The sequence below is a fragment of the Mycolicibacterium arabiense genome, assembly GCF_010731815.2.
GTDB classification, from domain to species: Bacteria; Actinomycetota; Actinomycetes; order Mycobacteriales; family Mycobacteriaceae; genus Mycobacterium; species Mycobacterium arabiense.
Map to the genome: position 1 here is coordinate 5,901,107 of NZ_AP022593.1, position 16,332 is coordinate 5,917,438.

Annotated in this window: 13 protein-coding genes; 8 read left to right on the forward strand and 5 right to left on the reverse strand. The window is 67.0% G+C overall.

From position 1 onward, the window contains the following. Positions 1–2,916 carry an MMPL/RND family transporter gene (locus G6N61_RS30015; protein WP_163924461.1) on the reverse strand — a complete coding sequence of 972 codons (2,916 nt, stop codon included), beginning with the start codon at positions 2,914–2,916 and terminating at the stop codon, positions 1–3. Continuing rightward, on the reverse strand, positions 2,913–3,344 hold the full coding sequence (locus G6N61_RS30020; protein WP_163924462.1) for an MmpS family transport accessory protein: 432 nt from the start codon (positions 3,342–3,344) through the stop codon (positions 2,913–2,915). The genes G6N61_RS30015 and G6N61_RS30020 overlap by 4 nt, the downstream gene beginning before the upstream one ends. 219 nt (positions 3,345–3,563) lie before the next feature. Here G6N61_RS30020 and G6N61_RS30025 point away from each other — a divergent pair, with 219 nt between their 5' ends. After that, a complete protein-coding gene (locus G6N61_RS30025; RefSeq protein WP_163924463.1) occupies positions 3,564–3,989 on the forward strand; it encodes a DUF732 domain-containing protein in 426 nt (141 codons plus the stop codon). Here G6N61_RS30025 and G6N61_RS30030 read toward each other — a convergent pair whose 3' ends face one another. Next, a complete protein-coding gene (locus G6N61_RS30030) occupies positions 3,990–5,189 on the reverse strand; it encodes a cytochrome P450 (RefSeq protein ID WP_163924464.1) in 1,200 nt (399 codons plus the stop codon). It abuts the gene before it with no gap. Positions 5,190–5,323: 134 nt separating this feature from the next. On the opposite strand from G6N61_RS30030, the gene G6N61_RS30035 reads away from it, so the two are divergent. Next, positions 5,324–5,968, forward strand: coding sequence for a TetR/AcrR family transcriptional regulator (locus G6N61_RS30035; RefSeq protein ID WP_235887350.1), 645 nt, complete (start codon positions 5,324–5,326; stop codon positions 5,966–5,968). 49 nt (positions 5,969–6,017) lie between these two features. Then, complete coding sequence (locus G6N61_RS30040; RefSeq protein ID WP_235887698.1) at positions 6,018–6,914, forward strand: LLM class flavin-dependent oxidoreductase; 897 nt, start codon at positions 6,018–6,020, stop codon at positions 6,912–6,914. Here G6N61_RS30040 and G6N61_RS30045 read toward each other — a convergent pair. Together G6N61_RS30045 and G6N61_RS30050 are read right to left on the reverse strand one after the other, a co-directional pair. After that, positions 6,911–9,418: a glycogen/starch/alpha-glucan phosphorylase gene (locus G6N61_RS30045; protein WP_163924467.1), complete on the reverse strand. Its 2,508-nt coding sequence runs from the start codon at positions 9,416–9,418 to the stop codon at positions 6,911–6,913. The two genes, G6N61_RS30040 and G6N61_RS30045, sit on opposite strands and share 4 nt — an antisense overlap. A 90-nt stretch (positions 9,419–9,508) precedes the next feature. After that, positions 9,509–10,249 (reverse strand): SDR family NAD(P)-dependent oxidoreductase, encoded by a 741-nt coding sequence (locus tag G6N61_RS30050; protein ID WP_163924468.1) that lies wholly within the window; start codon positions 10,247–10,249, stop codon positions 9,509–9,511. A gap of 65 nt (positions 10,250–10,314) precedes the next feature. On the opposite strand from G6N61_RS30050, the gene G6N61_RS30055 reads away from it, so the two are divergent. From G6N61_RS30055 to G6N61_RS30075, 5 genes are all read left to right on the forward strand, one after another. Beyond that, a complete protein-coding gene (locus G6N61_RS30055) occupies positions 10,315–10,851 on the forward strand; it encodes a hypothetical protein (RefSeq protein WP_163924469.1) in 537 nt (178 codons plus the stop codon). Positions 10,852–10,937: 86 nt separating this feature from the next. Continuing rightward, entirely contained in the window at positions 10,938–11,684 is a 747-nt protein-coding gene (locus tag G6N61_RS30060; protein ID WP_235887351.1) for a potassium channel family protein, read from the forward strand. Further along, a complete protein-coding gene (locus tag G6N61_RS30065) occupies positions 11,681–12,754 on the forward strand; it encodes an NAD(P)H-dependent amine dehydrogenase family protein (protein WP_163924470.1) in 1,074 nt (357 codons plus the stop codon). The genes G6N61_RS30060 and G6N61_RS30065 overlap by 4 nt, the downstream gene beginning before the upstream one ends. A gap of 1 nt (position 12,755) precedes the next feature. After that, positions 12,756–14,561: an Hsp70 family protein gene (locus G6N61_RS30070; protein WP_163924471.1), complete on the forward strand. Its 1,806-nt coding sequence runs from the start codon at positions 12,756–12,758 to the stop codon at positions 14,559–14,561. An 11-nt stretch (positions 14,562–14,572) separates the two neighbouring features. Continuing rightward, entirely contained in the window at positions 14,573–16,318 is a 1,746-nt protein-coding gene (locus G6N61_RS30075; protein WP_163924472.1) for an acyl-CoA dehydrogenase family protein, read from the forward strand. Positions 16,319–16,332 lie beyond the last annotated feature (14 nt).

Below are 16,332 nucleotides of genomic sequence, written 5' to 3' on the forward strand. Positions count from 1 at the left end.
TCATGCGGTGGGGACCGGTTCGGGATCCTTGGACGACGGCGGAGGCGTCGGCCACGGGGCGGGTAGGGGGCGGGACCGGACGTTCTGCGGCCACCAGAACCACCGTCCGAGCAGTGCGGCGATGGACGGCATCATCAGCGAGCGCACGATCAGGGTGTCGAACAGCAGACCCAGACCGATCGTGGTGCCGACCTGGCCGATCACGGTCAGTTCACTGACCGCCATCGACATCATCGTGAACGCGAACACCAGGCCCGCCGACGTGACCACCGACCCGGTGCCGCCCATGGATCGGATGATGCCGGTGTTCAAGCCCGCGTGTATCTCCTCCTTGAAGCGCGCGACCAACAACAGGTTGTAGTCGGCGCCCACGGCGAGCAGGATGATCACCGCCATCGCCATGACCATCCAGTGCAGTTCGATGCCCAGGATGTGCTGCCAGATCAGGACCGACAGGCCGAACGATGCGCCCAGTGAGAGCACCACAGTTCCGACGATCACCGCCGAGGCCACGACGCTGCGGGTGATCAGCAACATGATGATGAAGATCAGCGCCAGCGCGGAGATGCCTGCGATCAGCAGGTCGTAGTCGTTGCCGTCGGACATGTCCTTGAACACCGCGGCCGTACCGCCGAGGTAGACCTTCGAGCCCTCCAGCGGCGTGCCCTTGATGGCTTCCTTGGCGGCGTTCTTGATCCGGTCGATCCGCTCGATGCCCTCGGGGGACATCGGATCGCCCTCGTGCACGATCATGAAGCGCACCGACTTGCCGTCGGGCGAGATGAAGTTCTTCATGCCGCGCTTGAAGTCCTCGTTGTCGAAGATCTCCGGTGGCAGATAGAACGAGTCGTCGTTCATCGATGCGTCGAATGCCTCGCCCATCGCCGACGAGTTGTCCGAACCCTCGGCCTGCTGATCCTGCATGCCCTTCTGGGTCGCGTACTGCGTGAGCAGCATCGTCTTCATGGTCTTCATCGTCGTGATCATCTCGGGCATCAACGCGACCATCTGCGGCATCAGGGTGTCGAGTCGCTCCATGAGCGGCATCAACTGCTGAATGTCGTCGGTCATCGTGTTGATGCCGTCAAGGGTGTCGAAGACCGATCGGATCGACCAGCAGACCGGGATGTTGTAGCACTTGGGTTCCCAGTAGAAGTAGTTGCGGATGGGCCGGAAGAAGTCGTCGAAGTTGGCGATGTTGTCGCGCAGTTCGGCGATGTCGACCGTCATGTTCTTCATCTGGCCGACCATCTCGTGCGTGACGCCCGCCATCTGCGCCGTCAGCGCCGACATCTTCGTCATCGAGTCGATGGTCGTCTGCATGTCGTCGGCTTGCTTCTTGATGTTCTCCATCATGTCCTGCATGTACTTCTCGTTCAGCTTCTGCGTGGTGCCCTGCATGCTGATCAGGAAGGGGATGGAGGTGTGCTCGATGGGCTTGCCGTCGGGCCGGGTGATGGTCTGCACCCGGGCGATGCCCTCCTCGCGGAAGACCGCCTTCGCGATCTTGTCGATGACGAGGAAGTCCGCCGAGTTGCGCAGGTCGTGATCGCTCTCGACCATCAGCAGCTCAGGGTTCATCCGGGACTGGGAGAAGTGCCGGTCAGCCGCCGCGTAACCCTGGTTGGCAGGCAGGTCCGCGGGCAGGTAGCTGCGGTCGTTGTAGTTGGTGCGGTAGCCGGGCAGCGTCAGCAGGCCGATCAGTGCCAGCGCGACGGTCGCCACGAGGATGGGTCCGGGCCAGCGCACCACTGCGGCGCCGATCTTGCGCCAGCCGCGGGTGCGCAGTGCACGCTTGGGCTCGAGGAGCCCGAACCGGCTGGCGATCGTGACGATGGCCGACCCGAGGGTCAGCGCGGTCAGCACGCAGACCACCATGCCGATGGCGAGCGGGACGCCGAGGGTCTGGAAGTAGGGCAGCCGGGTGAAGGACAGGCAGAACGTGGCGCCGGCGATGGTGAGCCCGGAGCCCAGCACGACGTGGGCGGTGCCACCGAACATCGTGTAGTACGCCTGTTCGCGGTCCTCGCCGATGCTTCGCGCTTCCTGATATCGGCCGATCAGGAAGATGGCGTAGTCGGTCGCCGCGGCGATCGCGAGCGTGACCAGCAGGTTGGTCGCGAAGGTCGACAGGCCGATGATCTCGTAGTAGCCGAGGAACGACACGACACCGCGTGACGCCGCCAGCGAGAGCACCACCATGACCAGCGTCAGCAGCACGGTGATGATCGACCGGTAGACGAGCAGCAGCATCACGATGATCACCGTGAACGTGGCGATCTCGATCATGGTCATGCTGCGGTCGCTGGCGATGTGCTGATCGGCGGCCAGCGCGGCGGGGCCGGTGACGTACGCCTTCACCCCGTCCGGGGGCGGAACGCCGTCGACGATGTCCTGCACGGCCTTGATCGAGTCGTTGGCCAGCGTCTCGCCCTGGTTGCCCGCGGTCTTGACCTGGACGTAGGCCGCCCTGCCGTCGGAACTCTGCGAACCGGACGCGGTCAGCGGGTCGCTCCAGAAGTCCTGGATGGACTGGACGTGTTCGGTGTCCTCGCGCAGCTTCTTGATGAGTTCGTCGTAGTAGGCGTGTGCCTCGTCGCCCAGCGGCTGCTCGCCCTCCAGCACGATCATCGCCGAGCTGTCGGACTCGCCTTCAGCGAAGTTCTGGCCGACGCGCTTCATCGCGATCATCGACGGCGCATCCGCGGGACTCATCGAGACCGCGCGCATCTGCCCGACGGTCTCGAGCTGCGGGACGATCACGTTGAGCACGGCGATCACCGCGACCCAGGCGATCACGATCGGGACGGCGAACATCCGGATCATCCGAGGGACGAACGGCTTTCCCTCGTGCTTCGTGTGGTGCTTCGCGGGTGGGAAGGCGTCGGTCGGAGGATCGTAGTTCGGCGTCGTCATGCCGACTTCACCAGGCAGAATGTCTGGGCGTTCAAGCCGGTCGACGTCCTTTCTTCCTTCACCTCGTCATCGACGGTGACGCGGCAGGTGATCGAGCTGCCGTCGCCCTGGGCGACGATGTTCGGCTGTGCGGCGGCAGCCGTGGTCGACAGCGTCAGCGACCAGGGCAGCATCGCGCCGTCGACCCGCTGCGGCTTCGCGTCGAGGTCGAGGTAGTTGATGTCCGCGTAGGCACCCGGCTCGCCGAAGATCTCGTAGGTGACGACCTTGGGGTCGAACGGCTCGGGGTCGTCGGCGAACTGGACCGGGGTGACGGTGATGCCCTCGGCACCGAAGAACGTGCGGATGCGCTGGACGGTGAAGCCTGCCACCGCCACGACCACGACGATGAGGAGTGGAATCCACGCCTTCTTCAGCAGGCCCGTCACCATTCCACCCGTCCATTCCCGTATGCGATGTTTCTCACCGATGTCTCAGCTGCGTCACAGATTAGCCAACGTAACTGATAGATTAGCCTAGTTAAGTTAATCGTGGCGACTCCCACTTCTACCTCCGTCGTGTGACGGGGACCACGCCCCTGGGGGGTGGATCAATGGGGTTGCGACGCAAGTCAATCACGTCGGTCGTCGGATAGGGTAAGTCCACAAATGGGTACACATGCAATCCGCTGGGTCAGGGGAGTGGTCATCGCGACGCTGGGCGCCGCGACGGTCGCGTTGGCGGCGCCTGCCAGCGCCGATGTCGACACCGACTTCACCGCCGAACTGAACACGTACGGCATCTACGGGCAGAAGGACTACAACGCCTGGATCGGCAAGATCGTGTGCAAGCGCATGCGTACCGGACTCGACGCCGACGCCTACGAAGCCGCCACGTTCCTCAAGCTGAACCTGCACAAGAAGAGCACCGAGCAGCAGGTGTACCAGTTCCTCGGTGGAGCCATCCGGTACTACTGCCCCGATCAGCAGGTCGTCCTCGACCGGTTGGCCGCCGGTCAGACCGGCGGCGGCACCGCGCCGATCGACGAGGCCGATCCCGGACCCGCCGGCCCGCCGCTGCCGTCCGAGCGCTAGTCACACCCTCGCCGGAAGGGCGTCGAACCCGCGCACCGCGGCCGTCGCCGTGAGCACCGCCCCGTCGAGGTCGAGGTCCCATTCCGGGAACCGCTTCAGGATCTCGTCGAGCGCAATGCGCCCCTCCAGCCGCGCGAGCGACGACCCCAGGCAGTAGTGGGCGCCCACCCCGAAGGTCAGATGGGCCCGCGTCTCCCGGTGGATGTCGAACACGTCGCCGTCGGGCGGGAACTGGCGGTGGTCGCGGTTGGCGGCGCCGACGAGCAACAGCATCGCGCTGCCCGCTGGCACCGTTCGGCCGTGGTAGTCGACGTCGCGGGTGACGTACCGGCCGACGTTGGGTGCGGGCGGCTCGAAGCGCAGTAGTTCCTCGATCGCCCGGGGGATCAGTGAGCGGTCCTCGACCAGTTGCCGCCGCTGCTCGGGGTGCTCGGACAACACCTTGCCCGCCCACCCGATCAATCGCGTGGAGGTCTCGTTGCCCGCGGTCGCGACGACGTTCAGGTACATCAGCAATTCGTCGCGGGTCAGCTTGCGGGTGACGCCGTGCTCGTCGGTGAACTCCACGGTGAGCAGGTCGGTCATGATGTCGTCGGAGGGGTGGCGTGCCCGCCAGTCGACGTACTCGGCGAACACCTGGCCGGGGTCGAGGCCCTCCGATGCCATCTTCATCGGTTCGCCGCCCTCGGTCTTCATCTGCGCGTTGCCGTGATCCCGGATCGCCTCCTGGTCCGACTCCGGGATGCCGAGCAGCATGCCGATCGTCTTCATCGGCATCTGAGCGCCGAGGTCGGCGATGAAGTCGAACCGGCCCGTCCCGACCAGCGGGTCGAGGCTCTGAGCGCAGAACGCTCGCACCTTCTCCTCGAGCGCGGCGATCTTGCGCGGGGTGAACATCCGCGCCACCAGCTTGCGGTGGATGTCGTGGATCGGAGGGTCTTCGAAGACCAGCGTGCCCGGTGGGATCTCGATGCCGGACTTGATCAGTTCCAGGATGACGCCGCGTGCCGAGCTGAGCGTCCGATTATCGACCAGTGCCTTGCTGACGTCGTCGAACCGGCTCAGCGCGTAGAAGTCGTACTGCTCGTTGTAGTACAGCGGCGCCTCTTCCCGTAGGCGCCGGTGCACCGGGTACGGATCGCTGTTCAAGGCCTGGTCGTAGGGATCGAAGTACACGTCTGCGGCATCGGTGACCGTCATGTCCAACCTTCGGTTCGTGGGGCTCGGACCGCTGCCCGTCCCACTGACAACTGTCAGTGCTTCGCTGACGAATGTCAATGCCCGGTGGGCCTGGCAGTTGACGGATGCCCGGGAAGGGGGCTAATGATTGGCGGGTGGCGCGCGTGCAGAGCAGGGCGGGAACGGCCGGGGGAAGCGAGTCGCAGCGCAAGCCGACGGCCGCGGATCTGCAGCGCCGGGAGACCCGCGAGCGGATCTTCGGCGCCGCGATCGAGGAGTTCAAGCGGGCGGGCATGGCCGAGGCCGACATCGGGTCGATCGTCGCGGCGGCCGGCGTCGCCCGGGGCACGTTCTACTTCCACTTCCCGAGCAAGGAACACGTCCTGCTCGAACTGGAACGACGGGAGGAGAAGCGCATCGCCGCCGAGATGACTCGGTTCGCGAAGACCTCCGGTGCGCTACCCGATCTGCTGGCCGAGATCGTCCGGGTGGTCGTCGCCGCCGAGCGCCGTCTCGGTCAGCTGTTGTTCAAAGACGTTCTCGCCGTGCATTTTTCGCCCATGCGGCCACCTGAGGACGAATGGACCGACCACGCCATCATCGTGGTCCTGGTCGAGGAGATCGACCGCGCGCGCCAGCGTGGCGAGGTGGACCCGTCCGTCGACGCGAGCCTGAGCGCCATGTACTTCCTGCTCGGCCTGTATGCGCTGCTCACCACCACTCAGCAGTCCAAGGCGATCCGTACGTTCATGCTGGACAACTTCGTCGCGCAGGCGTGGCGCGGCATGGAAGCCCGGTAGCACGGTGACCGACACCCGCGGACTCGACATCGGGGTGTACGTCCCGCAGATGGGGTTCTCCTTCGACGACGTCCTGCACCGCGCCCTGCGCTGCGAGGACCTCGGCATCGGATCGCTGTGGCTCTACGACCACATGTTCGGCCCAGGCGTGCCGAACATCCCGTCGCTCGAGGCGTGGACGCTGGCCACCGCCCTGCTGGCCCGCACCGAGCGACTACGGGTCGGTCACATGGTGCTGTGCAACCAGTTCCGGCATCCCGCGGTCCTGGCGAAGATGGTCACCACACTCGACCAGATCTCGGCCGGCAGACTGGAACTCGGCATCGGCAGCGGATCGATCGAAGACGAGCACCGACGCATGGGCATGGAGTGGGGCACGTTCGGTGAACGGTCCGAGCGGCTCGGCGAGACGCTCGAGATCCTGCACCAGGCGCTCGGGAACGGGACCGTCGACTTCCAGGGCAAGCACTTCACGGTCACCGACATGCCGATCGTGCCGGGCCCGGTGCAGCGGCCGCGCCCGCCCATCGTCGTCGGCGGAGTCGGCGAGAAGTTCACCCTGCCGCTGGTCGCGCGCTACGCCGACGTGTGGAACGTGCCGACGTACGCCCTCGACGATCTCGACCGCAAGCGCGACCTCCTGCGAGCCGCCTGCGCCGACGTTGGTCGCGACGTCGACGAGATCGTGCTGTCGGTCGAGGCCGTCATGGCGCTCGCGCCCGACGACGAAGCCCTTCCCGGTGTCCGGGCGCTGGCCGAGAAGCGGTTCGGCGGACCGGGATTCGGCCTCCGCGAGGGCGGCCTGGTGGGCACGCCGGGGCACGTCGTCGACCGCATCCACGAACTCGCGGCGATGGGCTTCGGACAGATCGTGCTGTTCACCCACGACCGTGCGTCCGACCAGACCCTGGACCTGCTGGCGGCCCAGGTGATCGCGGCGCTCTAGTCGGCGCCGTGCGTCACGGTCACCGGGCCGACGTTCCAGATGTCGTCGCAGTACTCCGCGATCGCCCGGTCGGAGGAGAACTTGCCGCTGCGTGCGGTGTTGAGGATCGACATCCGCGACCAGGCGTCGGGGTCCTGCCACGCCGCGGCGACCCGGTCCTGGCACTCGACGTAGGCCGCGTAGTCGGCGACGACGAGGAACGGGTCGGTGTTGGTGAGGTTCTCGACGAGCGGGCGGAACACCTCGGTGTCGCCGTGGGAGAACTGGCCCGACGAGATGAGGCCCAGCACCGCCTTCAGTTCGTCGTCGCGTTCGACGTACTCGGCAGGCCGGTAGCCGTCGCGCTTGACCTGTTCGACCTCCGATTCGGTCAACCCGAAGAGGAAGAAGTTCTCGGCACCGGCCTCTTCGCGGATCTCGACGTTGGCACCGTCGAGCGTGCCGATCGTCAGTGCGCCGTTCAGCATGAACTTCATGTTGCCGGTGCCCGACGCCTCCTTGCCGGCAGTCGAGATCTGCTCGCTGAGGTTGGCCGCCGGGTAGATCAGGTGGGCGCTCTGCACGTTGAAGTTCGGCACGAACACCACCTTCATGTGCCGGCTGACCTCGGGGTCGTTGTTGACCGTCTCGCCGACCGCGTTGATCAGCTTGATGATCCGCTTGGCCATGAAGTAACCCGGGGCGGCCTTGCCGCCGAAGACGTAAGCCCGCGGCGCAACCTCGAGGCCGGGATTCTGCTTCAGGCGCAGGTACTGGCGGATGATGTGCAGCACCGACAGGTGTTGACGCTTGTACTCGTGGATCCGCTTGACCTGGATGTCGAACATCCAGGTGGGGTCCAACTCGACTCCGGTCGTCGAGTGCAGGTACTCCGAGAGCCGAGACTTGTTCGCCCGCTTGACGTCACGCCACTGCTGACGGAACTCGGGGTCGTCGACGAATTCCTCGAGCCCACGCAGGCGGTCGAGATGGGTGAGCCACCCGTCGCCGATCGTCCGGTCCAGCAGCGAGCGCAGGCCCGGATTCGACAGGGCCAGGAAGCGGCGCGGCGTCACACCGTTGGTCTTGTTGGAGAACCGCTCCGGCCACAGCTCGTAGAAGTCCTTGAGCACGCTCGCCTTGAGCAGATCCGAATGCAGGGCGGCGACGCCGTTGATGGCGTGGCTGCCGACCGTCGCGAGATGGGCCATGCGCACGGTGTGCCCGCCGTCCTCGCCGATCAGCGACATGCGCCGCACGCGGTCGACGTCACCGGGGAAGTGCGCCCGCACCTCGTCGAGGAAGCGGCTGTTGATCTCGTAGATGATCTCCAGGTGCCGGGGCAGTGACTCCCGGAACAGCCCCAGCGGCCACTTCTCCAACGCCTCCGGCAGCAGGGTGTGGTTGGTGTAGCCGAACGTCGCCACGGTGATGCGCCACGCCTCGTCCCAGTCGAGCCTGCGGTCGTCGACGAGAATCCGCATCAATTCGGCCACGCCGATCGAGGGATGAGTGTCGTTGAGCTGCAACGCGAAACGTTCGGGCAGGTCGTGCAGCGAGGCGTCGGCCAGGTCGTCCATGATGTGCACGACGTGCTGCAGCGAGCACGACACGAAGAAGTACTGCTGCAGCAGCCGGAGCCGCTTGCCCGCCTCGGGCTCGTCGTTGGGGTAGAGCACCTTCGTGACGGTCTCCGACGTCACCTCGGACTCGACGGCGCGGTAGTAGTCGCCGTCGTTGAAGGCGTCGAGTGCGAACGACTCGACGGCACGCGCACTCCACAGCGTCAACGTGTTGCACGTGTGTACGCCGTAGCCCTGGATCGGGGTGTCGTACGCGACGCCCTTGATGACCTGCTTCGGCCACCACCGCACGCGGACGGCGCCGTGGTCGTCGACGTACTGCTCGGTGTGGCCGCCCCAGTTGACCAGATAGTTGACGTCGGGCTTGGCGATCTCCCACGGGTTGCCGTTGGCCAGCCAGTTGTCGGTCAGCTCGACCTGCCAGCCGTCGGAGAACTCCTGCCGGAAGATGCCGAACTCGTAGCGGATGCCGTAGCCGATCGCCGGTCGCTCAAGGGTGGCCAGCGAATCCAGGTAGCAGGCGGCGAGCCTGCCGAGGCCGCCGTTGCCGAGCCCCGGCTCCGGTTCGCAGGCGAGCACCTCGTCGAGGTCCTGGCCGAGCGCGGACAGGGCGGCGCCCGCTGCGGCCTCGATGCCGAGGTTCAGCAGGTTGTTCCCGAGCTGGGGACCCATCAAGAACTCGGCGGACAGGTAGCAGGTGACCTTCTTGCCGAGATCCAGTGACGTCTGCGTCGAGGCGACCCGGTTGTCCTGCATGCGGTCGCGCACGGCCAGGGCCAGCGCCCGGTAGTAGTGCTCGGGCTTCAGCGCGGCAGCGGGTCGACCGATCGAGTACCGAAGGTGATCGGTGATCGCCTCCTGGAGGTCCGCGGCGTCCAAGCCGGTGCGCACGTGCGAAGCGTCTGCCGGGAACTCGTTCGGGGTCTGTACGACGTCGGTCACCGCGCGATTGTGGCAGTGATGCGTGCACTTGGCAGGGTCAACGGACGACGGGCTGGTGAACGTGGACCGACCACGGTCCGCCGCCGGGCGTCAGCCTGCACCCTTGCCGTTGTCGACCCGGTAGACCGCGCCGTGGATGGCGGCCGCGTCGTCGCTGGCCAGGAACGCGATCGTCTTGGCGACGTCGACGGTCTCCATGAAGCCGCGCGGCGAGGCGATGCGCATGATGAGGTCCCAATCGGCGTTGTCCGGCGCGGCGAACTCGGTGGTCTGCGCGGTGGGCATGCCGCCCGGGCAGACCGCGTTCACCCGCAGCTTCTCCTTGGTGAACTCGATCGCCATCGCGCGGGTCAATCCGATGAGCCCGTGCTTGGCCGCGCAGTACCCGGTCGAGTACACCTCGCCCTCGACGCCGGCGATCGAGCTGACGTTGACGATGTTGCCGCCTGTCGACAGCAGGTGCGGCAGCGCTGCGCGGGACAGATAGAACGGGCCGTGCAGGTTGACCGCGAGGTCGCGTTCCCAGTCCTCGTCGGTCATGGTCGTGGTGTGCCGCATCTGGTGGAAGCCCGCGACGTTGACCAGGACGTCGAGCCTGCCGAACGTCTCGACGCACTCCTCGACGGCCTGGCGGCAGGCCGCCGACGAGGTCACGTCGACCGACGAGTACCGCCCGCCCGGAACGTCGGCGAACACCTCGCTCATCCGGTCGGCGTCACGGGCGACGCCGAACACCGATGCTCCCCGCTGCGCGAACAGCGTGGCCGTCGCGGCGCCCAATCCGGCCGATGCTCCCGTGATCAGGGCGACTTTGCCCTCGAGTGTCGTCATGACCGAACTCTCTCACGAAGGCAAACCGGCGACGTTGCTGGACAACGCTTGCCATACTGCTGGGCATGAGGATCACCCGCACCCTCGCCGTCGTCGCCACGGCGCTGGCCACTGCTGCGCTCGGCTCTGCCGGCCCTGCCCGCGCCGACCAGGTGATGGAGGGCGTCTACGGCTACACCCAGGGCGACGTGGTCGCGGACTGGGTGATCTACCCCAGCTGCGTCCCCACCGTCGGCGACCTGCGGGTCAACCTGGAGCTGCCGGTGGCGTGCCGGCTGCACGTCGCCGCGAACCCGTCGACGAAGGTCGCAGGCGGCGACGCCCGGCTCACCAACGGCGTCTGGACGTTCTCGACGAACAAGAAGGACGGCCTGACGTGTCCCGACGGCGCCACCACCGCGCCGATCGTGGAGACGTACGAATTCGACGACCGCACGATGTCGGGCACCCGCTCGGTGTCCTTCAGCGACGTGTGCGACGGCCAGGTCGCGGCGAACATCCTGACCTACCCGTTCACGCTGGCGTACAAGGGTCCGCTGCCGATCCCCGTCGACCGCTACCCGCTGTACTGCGAGCCGGGCGGACTGAAGAGGTGCTTCTGAGGGACGGTCAGACGGGCCCAACCCTCCCGGGTTAGTGTCGCTGCGTGATCGATGGGCAAACCCGGTTGACGCGTTACGAACGCCGGATGGAATGGCCACTGGCGGCGATCGCGCTGGTGTTCCTGGCGGTGTACTCGGTGCGTGTTCTCGAACAGCCTTCGGGAACGGCTGGCCGGCTAATCGAAGTGACCTGGATCGTGACGTGGGGCGTGTTCGGTGTCGACTTCCTGATCAGGTTGTGCCTCGCGCGGCCTCGAATGCGTTGGTTCGCCCGGCACTTGCCTGAACTTGCGATTCTGTTACTACCCGCACTGCGTCCACTCCGCCTCCTTACCCTTGCGGTCGTCGTGAACGTGCTGCAGCGCGCGATCGGTCGAACGGTCAGGGGTCGGGTGATCGTCTACACGGCCTTCGGTGCGGCGGTGATCGTCTACGGCGGTGCACTGGCGATGCTGGACGTCGAGCGCTACGCACCCGACTCGAAGATCACTGACTTCGGGACTGCGCTGTGGTGGTCGTTCACGACCGTTACGACCGTCGGTTACGGAGACACCTATCCGACGAGCGGGGGTGGCCGACTCGTCGCGGTCGCGCTCATGGTCGCCGGCGTCAGCCTCCTCGGTGTCGTCACCGCCACACTGGCGTCCTGGATCGTCGAACGCGTCGCCGAAGAAGACTCCGCGCAGAAGGCGGCCACGGCAGCCCAGCTCGAAGAGTTGCGCAGAGAGATCCGCGAGTTGCTGGACTCGAACCACCGTCAGGCTCCGCGCGCCTATGGTGAATCCGATGGGCGGGGCCGGACCAACTCGACGGAAGGCAGTGGCGGCGCATGACCAAGCGAGTCGTGGTCTGGGGAACGGGCTTCGTGGGCAAGATGGTGATCGCCGAGATCGCCAGGCACCCGTTCTTCGAACTGGTCGGGGTCGGCGTGAGCAACCCCGACAAGGTCGGTCGCGACGTCGGCGAACTGTGCGGGCTCGACGAACCGCTGGGGTTGACCGCCACCGCCGACGTCGATGCGCTGATCGCCCTGGCGCCCGATGCGCTCGTGCACTACGGGCCCACCGCGGCGCAGGCGGACGACAACATCGCGCTCATCACGAGGTTCCTGCGGGCCGGCATCGACGTCTGTTCGACGTCGATGACGCCGTGGGTGTGGCCGTCGATGAAGCTGAACCCGCCGAACTGGATCGAGCCGATCACCGAAGCGTGCGAGGCCGGCCAGTCGTCCTGCCTGACCACCGGCATCGACCCTGGCTTCGCCAACGACCTGTTCCCGATGACGCTGATGGGCCTGTGCGGTGAAGTGCGCAAGGTCCGCGCATCCGAGCTGCTCGACTACACCAACTACGAGGGCGACTACGAATTCGAGATGGGCATCGGCAAGCCGCCTGAGCACCGACCTCTGCTGGAGAACAAGGATATCCTCGTCTTCGCTTGGGGCGCAACCGTTCCGATGATTGCCCACGCAGCAGGCATCGAACTCGACGAGATCACCACCACGTGGGACAAGTGGGTCACGCCGGTCGAGGTCAAGTCGGCCAAGGGGGTCATCGAGCCGGGCAACGTCGCGGCCGTCCGCTTCACCATCAACGGAGTCTTCAACGGCGAGACGCGAATTCAGCTCGAACACGTCAACCGCGTGGGCGCCGACTCGGCGCCCGACTGGCCGACTGGCAACGACAACGACGTCTACCGCGTCGAGATCGAAGGCAGCCCCAGCATCACCCAGGAGACCGCGTTCCGCTTCACCGACGGATCCGGACGCGACGCGGCGGCCGCCGGCTGCCTCGCCACCGGCATGCGCGCCCTGAACGCCGTCCCCGCCGTGAACGACCTACCGCCCGGGTGGGTCACGGCACTGGATCTCCCGCTCATCGCGGGCACCGGCACGATCCGCTGACGTGACCACCGGCCTGGGCCTCTCGAACGGAGCCACGAACCTCACCGCCGTGGCGGTCGGCCGGGCGGCCGTGCGCCGCAGCGCCGTCCTCACCCTGTACCCGCACCGACCGCCGGAAGTCGGGGTCCCCAGCGAGAACCCGAACCTCGCCGAACGCGGTTTGATCCTCACCGACTTCGTCGACAGGGTGGGGGACCCCGTTGGGCTGTTGGCCCCCGACGGTTCGAGCCACCGCGCGGACGTCCTGCTCGCAGAAGCGCTACGAGCCATGCTGCGCACGGTCGACCCCGGTGCGGGCGGCGAACCCGTCGGCATCGCCTACCCGGCGCACTGGCGGCCCGCTGCCGTCGAGGCCCTGCGCGGCACGCTGCTCAGCATGCCGGAGTTCCGCGCGCCCCGTCAGGTGCACCTCAGCCCCGACGCGACGGCTGCGCTGACCGCTCTGCAAGAGCACCCGGGCGTGCCGGCGCGGGGGGTGATCGCCGTGTGCGACTTCGGCGGCACCGGCACCAGCATCACGCTCGCCGACGCAGCCAACGGATTTGCCCCTCTCGCACCGACCGAACGCCATCTCGACTTCTCCGGTGATCAGGTGGACCAGGCGCTGCTCACCCACGTCGTAGGTGGCCTGTCATCGGCGGGATCGGTTGACCTGACCGGAACCTCGGCCATCGGATCGCTCACCCGGCTGCGGGCCCAGTGCCGTGCCGCCAAGGAGCGTCTGTCGACGGCGTCGGTCACGGCGCTGGCAGCCGACCTGCCCGGGCGCGGCGGCGACATCCGGGTCACTCGTACCGAACTCGACGAGGCGATCCGAGACCCCCTCGCCGCGTTCGTCGAGGACCTGCAGCAGACGTTGCAGCGCATCGGGATTCGGCCCGCTGACCTGGCGGCCGTCGCAACCGTCGGTGGCGGCGCCCGCATCCCGTTGGTGACGACGACGCTGTCGGAGCACCTCCGGGTGCCCATCATCGCCGGCGCGCACCCAGAACTCGCCGCGGCGATCGGCGGGGGACTGCTCGCCGTGCGCGGCACCGTCGTCGAGGACGCCACCTCGATGGCGCCGGCTGCCGGTGCCGCGGCAGCCGCCGCCGTCGCCGCAGCGGGTGCCGGAGCAGCATCGGCCGTCGCGGCAGATGCGACCCAGTCCAGCGACTCTCGCGCACTCGCCTGGTCGGACGCCGACGACGTCCCGGACGTGGCGCCGTCCGAGGCGTACGAACCCCAGGCCTATCAGCCGCAGCCCTACAAACCCGACGCCGGCGAGAGCGCCCGTCCGCGACTCGCCTTCGCCGAGACCGAGGAACCGGAGCAGGAGCAGGAGCGGCGCCGAGCGTGGTACCGAAACCCGTTCGTTGTCATGGCGATCGCCTTGGCGGTGGTCGTCGCCGCGATCGGTGCCGCCATCCTGCTGACCCGCAGCGGCGACGACGAGCCATCATCGCCGTCGGACACCACCCCGACCACCTCGCCGCAGGCACCCACCCTGGCGCCCGAGAGCACCGTGCCCGCGCCCGCGCCTGCGCCTGCCGAACCGGGTGCGGGCAGCGCCCCGCCCCCGCAACGGACGGTCACCCGGCAACCTGCGCCCGCGCCTGCACCCGCACCGGAGGCTCCGCCGCCGAGCACCGAGCCGCCGCCGCCACCACCTCCGCCACCGTCGACGGAACCCCCGCCACCGCCTCCGCCGTCGACCGAGCCGCCACCACCGCCGCCATCGACCCAGCCGCCGATCATTCCGACGCTGCCGTACCCCACCATTCCCGGCTTACCGTTCGTCCCCGCACCGGTACTGCCTGCGCCCTAGGAAGGAACCCCGTGACTGACACCGACGGTCTGCTCTTCGACCCGCACACCTACGACCCGCAGGAGTTCGACGCCGAGACACGTCGGCTGCTGCGCGCGACCATCGACTTCTTCGAGGGGCAGGGCAAGAAGCGCATCCTCGACGACGACCTGAAGGCGCAATGGCCCGCGGAGTTCGTCGAATTCGTCAAGCGAGAGAAGCTCTTCGCGACCTTCCTAACCCCCTCGGAGTTCGCCGACGGGAACCCGGACAAGCGGTGGGACGGCGCACGCAACGCCGCACTCGCCGAGATCCTCGGGTTCTACGGCCTGACGTACTGGTACACCGAGCAGGTCACCATCCTCGGGCTCGGGCCGGTGTGGCAGAGCGAGAACAAGGACGCCAAGCTGCGCGCCGCCGACGATCTCGAGGCCGGCGAGGTGATGGCCTTCGGGCTGTCCGAACGCGAGCACGGCGCCGACGTCTACAGCACCGACATGGTGCTGACTCCGGCGAGCGAGGAAGACCGCGCCAACGGCATCCTCTACCGGGCGTCGGGGGAGAAGTACTACATCGGCAACGGCAACGTCGCGAGCCTGGTGTCAGTATTCGGCAGGCGCGGTGACGTCGGAGGTCAGGACGCATACGTCTTCTTCGCCGCCGACAGCCGCCACGCGGACTACCACCTGATCGACAACGTCGTGCACATGCAGATCTACGTGAGCACGTTCCGGCTGGAGAACTATCCCGTGCGGGCCGAGGACATCCTGCACACCGGTGTCGAGGCGTTCAGTGCCGCACTCAACACCGTCAACGTCGGGAAGTTCAACCTGTGCTCGTCGTCGATCGGCATGACGGAACACGCGTTCTACGAGGCGATCACGCACGCACAGAACCGCATCCTCTACGGGAACCCCGTCACCGACTTCGGCCACGTCCGGGTCAACTTCGTCGACGCCTACTCGCGCATGATCGCGATGAAGGCGTTCAGCCGACGCGCCGTCGACTACTTCCGCAGCGCAAGCCTGGACGACCGGCGTTACCTCTTGTTCAACCCCATGACCAAGGCGAAGGTGACCATGGAGGGCGAGACGGTGATGCGGTCGCTGCACGACGTCATCGCGGCCAAGGGCTATGAGAAGAACACGATGTTCCGCGAGGTCGCACAGCTCATCGGTTGCCTCCCGCGGCTGGAGGGCACCGTCCACGTCAACGTCGGCCTGGTGCTCAAGTTCATGCCGAACTACATGCTCAATCCCCGCGAGTACCCGGCGATCCCGACCCGCAACGACGCTGCGGACGACGTCTTCTTCTGGAAGCAGGGGCCGACCCGCGGAGCCGGTCAGGTCCAGTTCGCCGACTGGACCCCGGTGTACGAGCGCCACGCCCACATTCCCAACGTCGCCGTCTTCTACGACCAGGCCCGGGCGTTCCGCGAGCTGCTCGTCACCGCCGCGCCCGATGCGGCGCAGGTCAAGGACCTCGACTTCATGCTCGACGTCGGCCACCTGTTCTCACTGATCGTGTACGGCCAGCTGATCCTCGAACAAGCGGAACTGGCCGGTCTCGACGACGACATCGTGGATTCGATCTTCGACTTTCAGGTCCGCGACTTCAGCGCATATGCCGTTGCGCTGTACGGCAAGCCAACCTCGACGGAGGCGCAGCAGAGCTGGGCGCTGGGCGCCGTCCGAAAGCCGGTTCCCGACGGCGAACGGTTCGACCGCGTGTGGCAGCGGGTCAAGGCCTACGACGGCGCCTACGAGATGGCGCCCTGACGTGCTGAGCCCAG

What these genes read in the sequence shown, in the direction of transcription:
- G6N61_RS30015 (WP_163924461.1), bottom strand. Translation starts at nt 2,916, where the DNA reads ATGACGACGCCGAACTACGATCCTCCGACCGACGCCTTCCCACCCGCG.
- G6N61_RS30025 (WP_163924463.1), top strand. Translation starts at nt 3,564, where the DNA reads ATGGGTACACATGCAATCCGCTGGGTCAGGGGAGTGGTCATCGCGACG.
- G6N61_RS30030 (WP_163924464.1), bottom strand. Translation starts at nt 5,189, where the DNA reads ATGACGGTCACCGATGCCGCAGACGTGTACTTCGATCCCTACGACCAG.
- G6N61_RS30040 (WP_235887698.1), top strand. Translation starts at nt 6,018, where the DNA reads ATGGGGTTCTCCTTCGACGACGTCCTGCACCGCGCCCTGCGCTGCGAG.
- G6N61_RS30050 (WP_163924468.1), bottom strand. Translation starts at nt 10,249, where the DNA reads ATGACGACACTCGAGGGCAAAGTCGCCCTGATCACGGGAGCATCGGCC.
- G6N61_RS30055 (WP_163924469.1), top strand. Translation starts at nt 10,315, where the DNA reads ATGAGGATCACCCGCACCCTCGCCGTCGTCGCCACGGCGCTGGCCACT.
- G6N61_RS30060 (WP_235887351.1), top strand. Translation starts at nt 10,938, where the DNA reads ATGGAATGGCCACTGGCGGCGATCGCGCTGGTGTTCCTGGCGGTGTAC.
- G6N61_RS30065 (WP_163924470.1), top strand. Translation starts at nt 11,681, where the DNA reads ATGACCAAGCGAGTCGTGGTCTGGGGAACGGGCTTCGTGGGCAAGATG.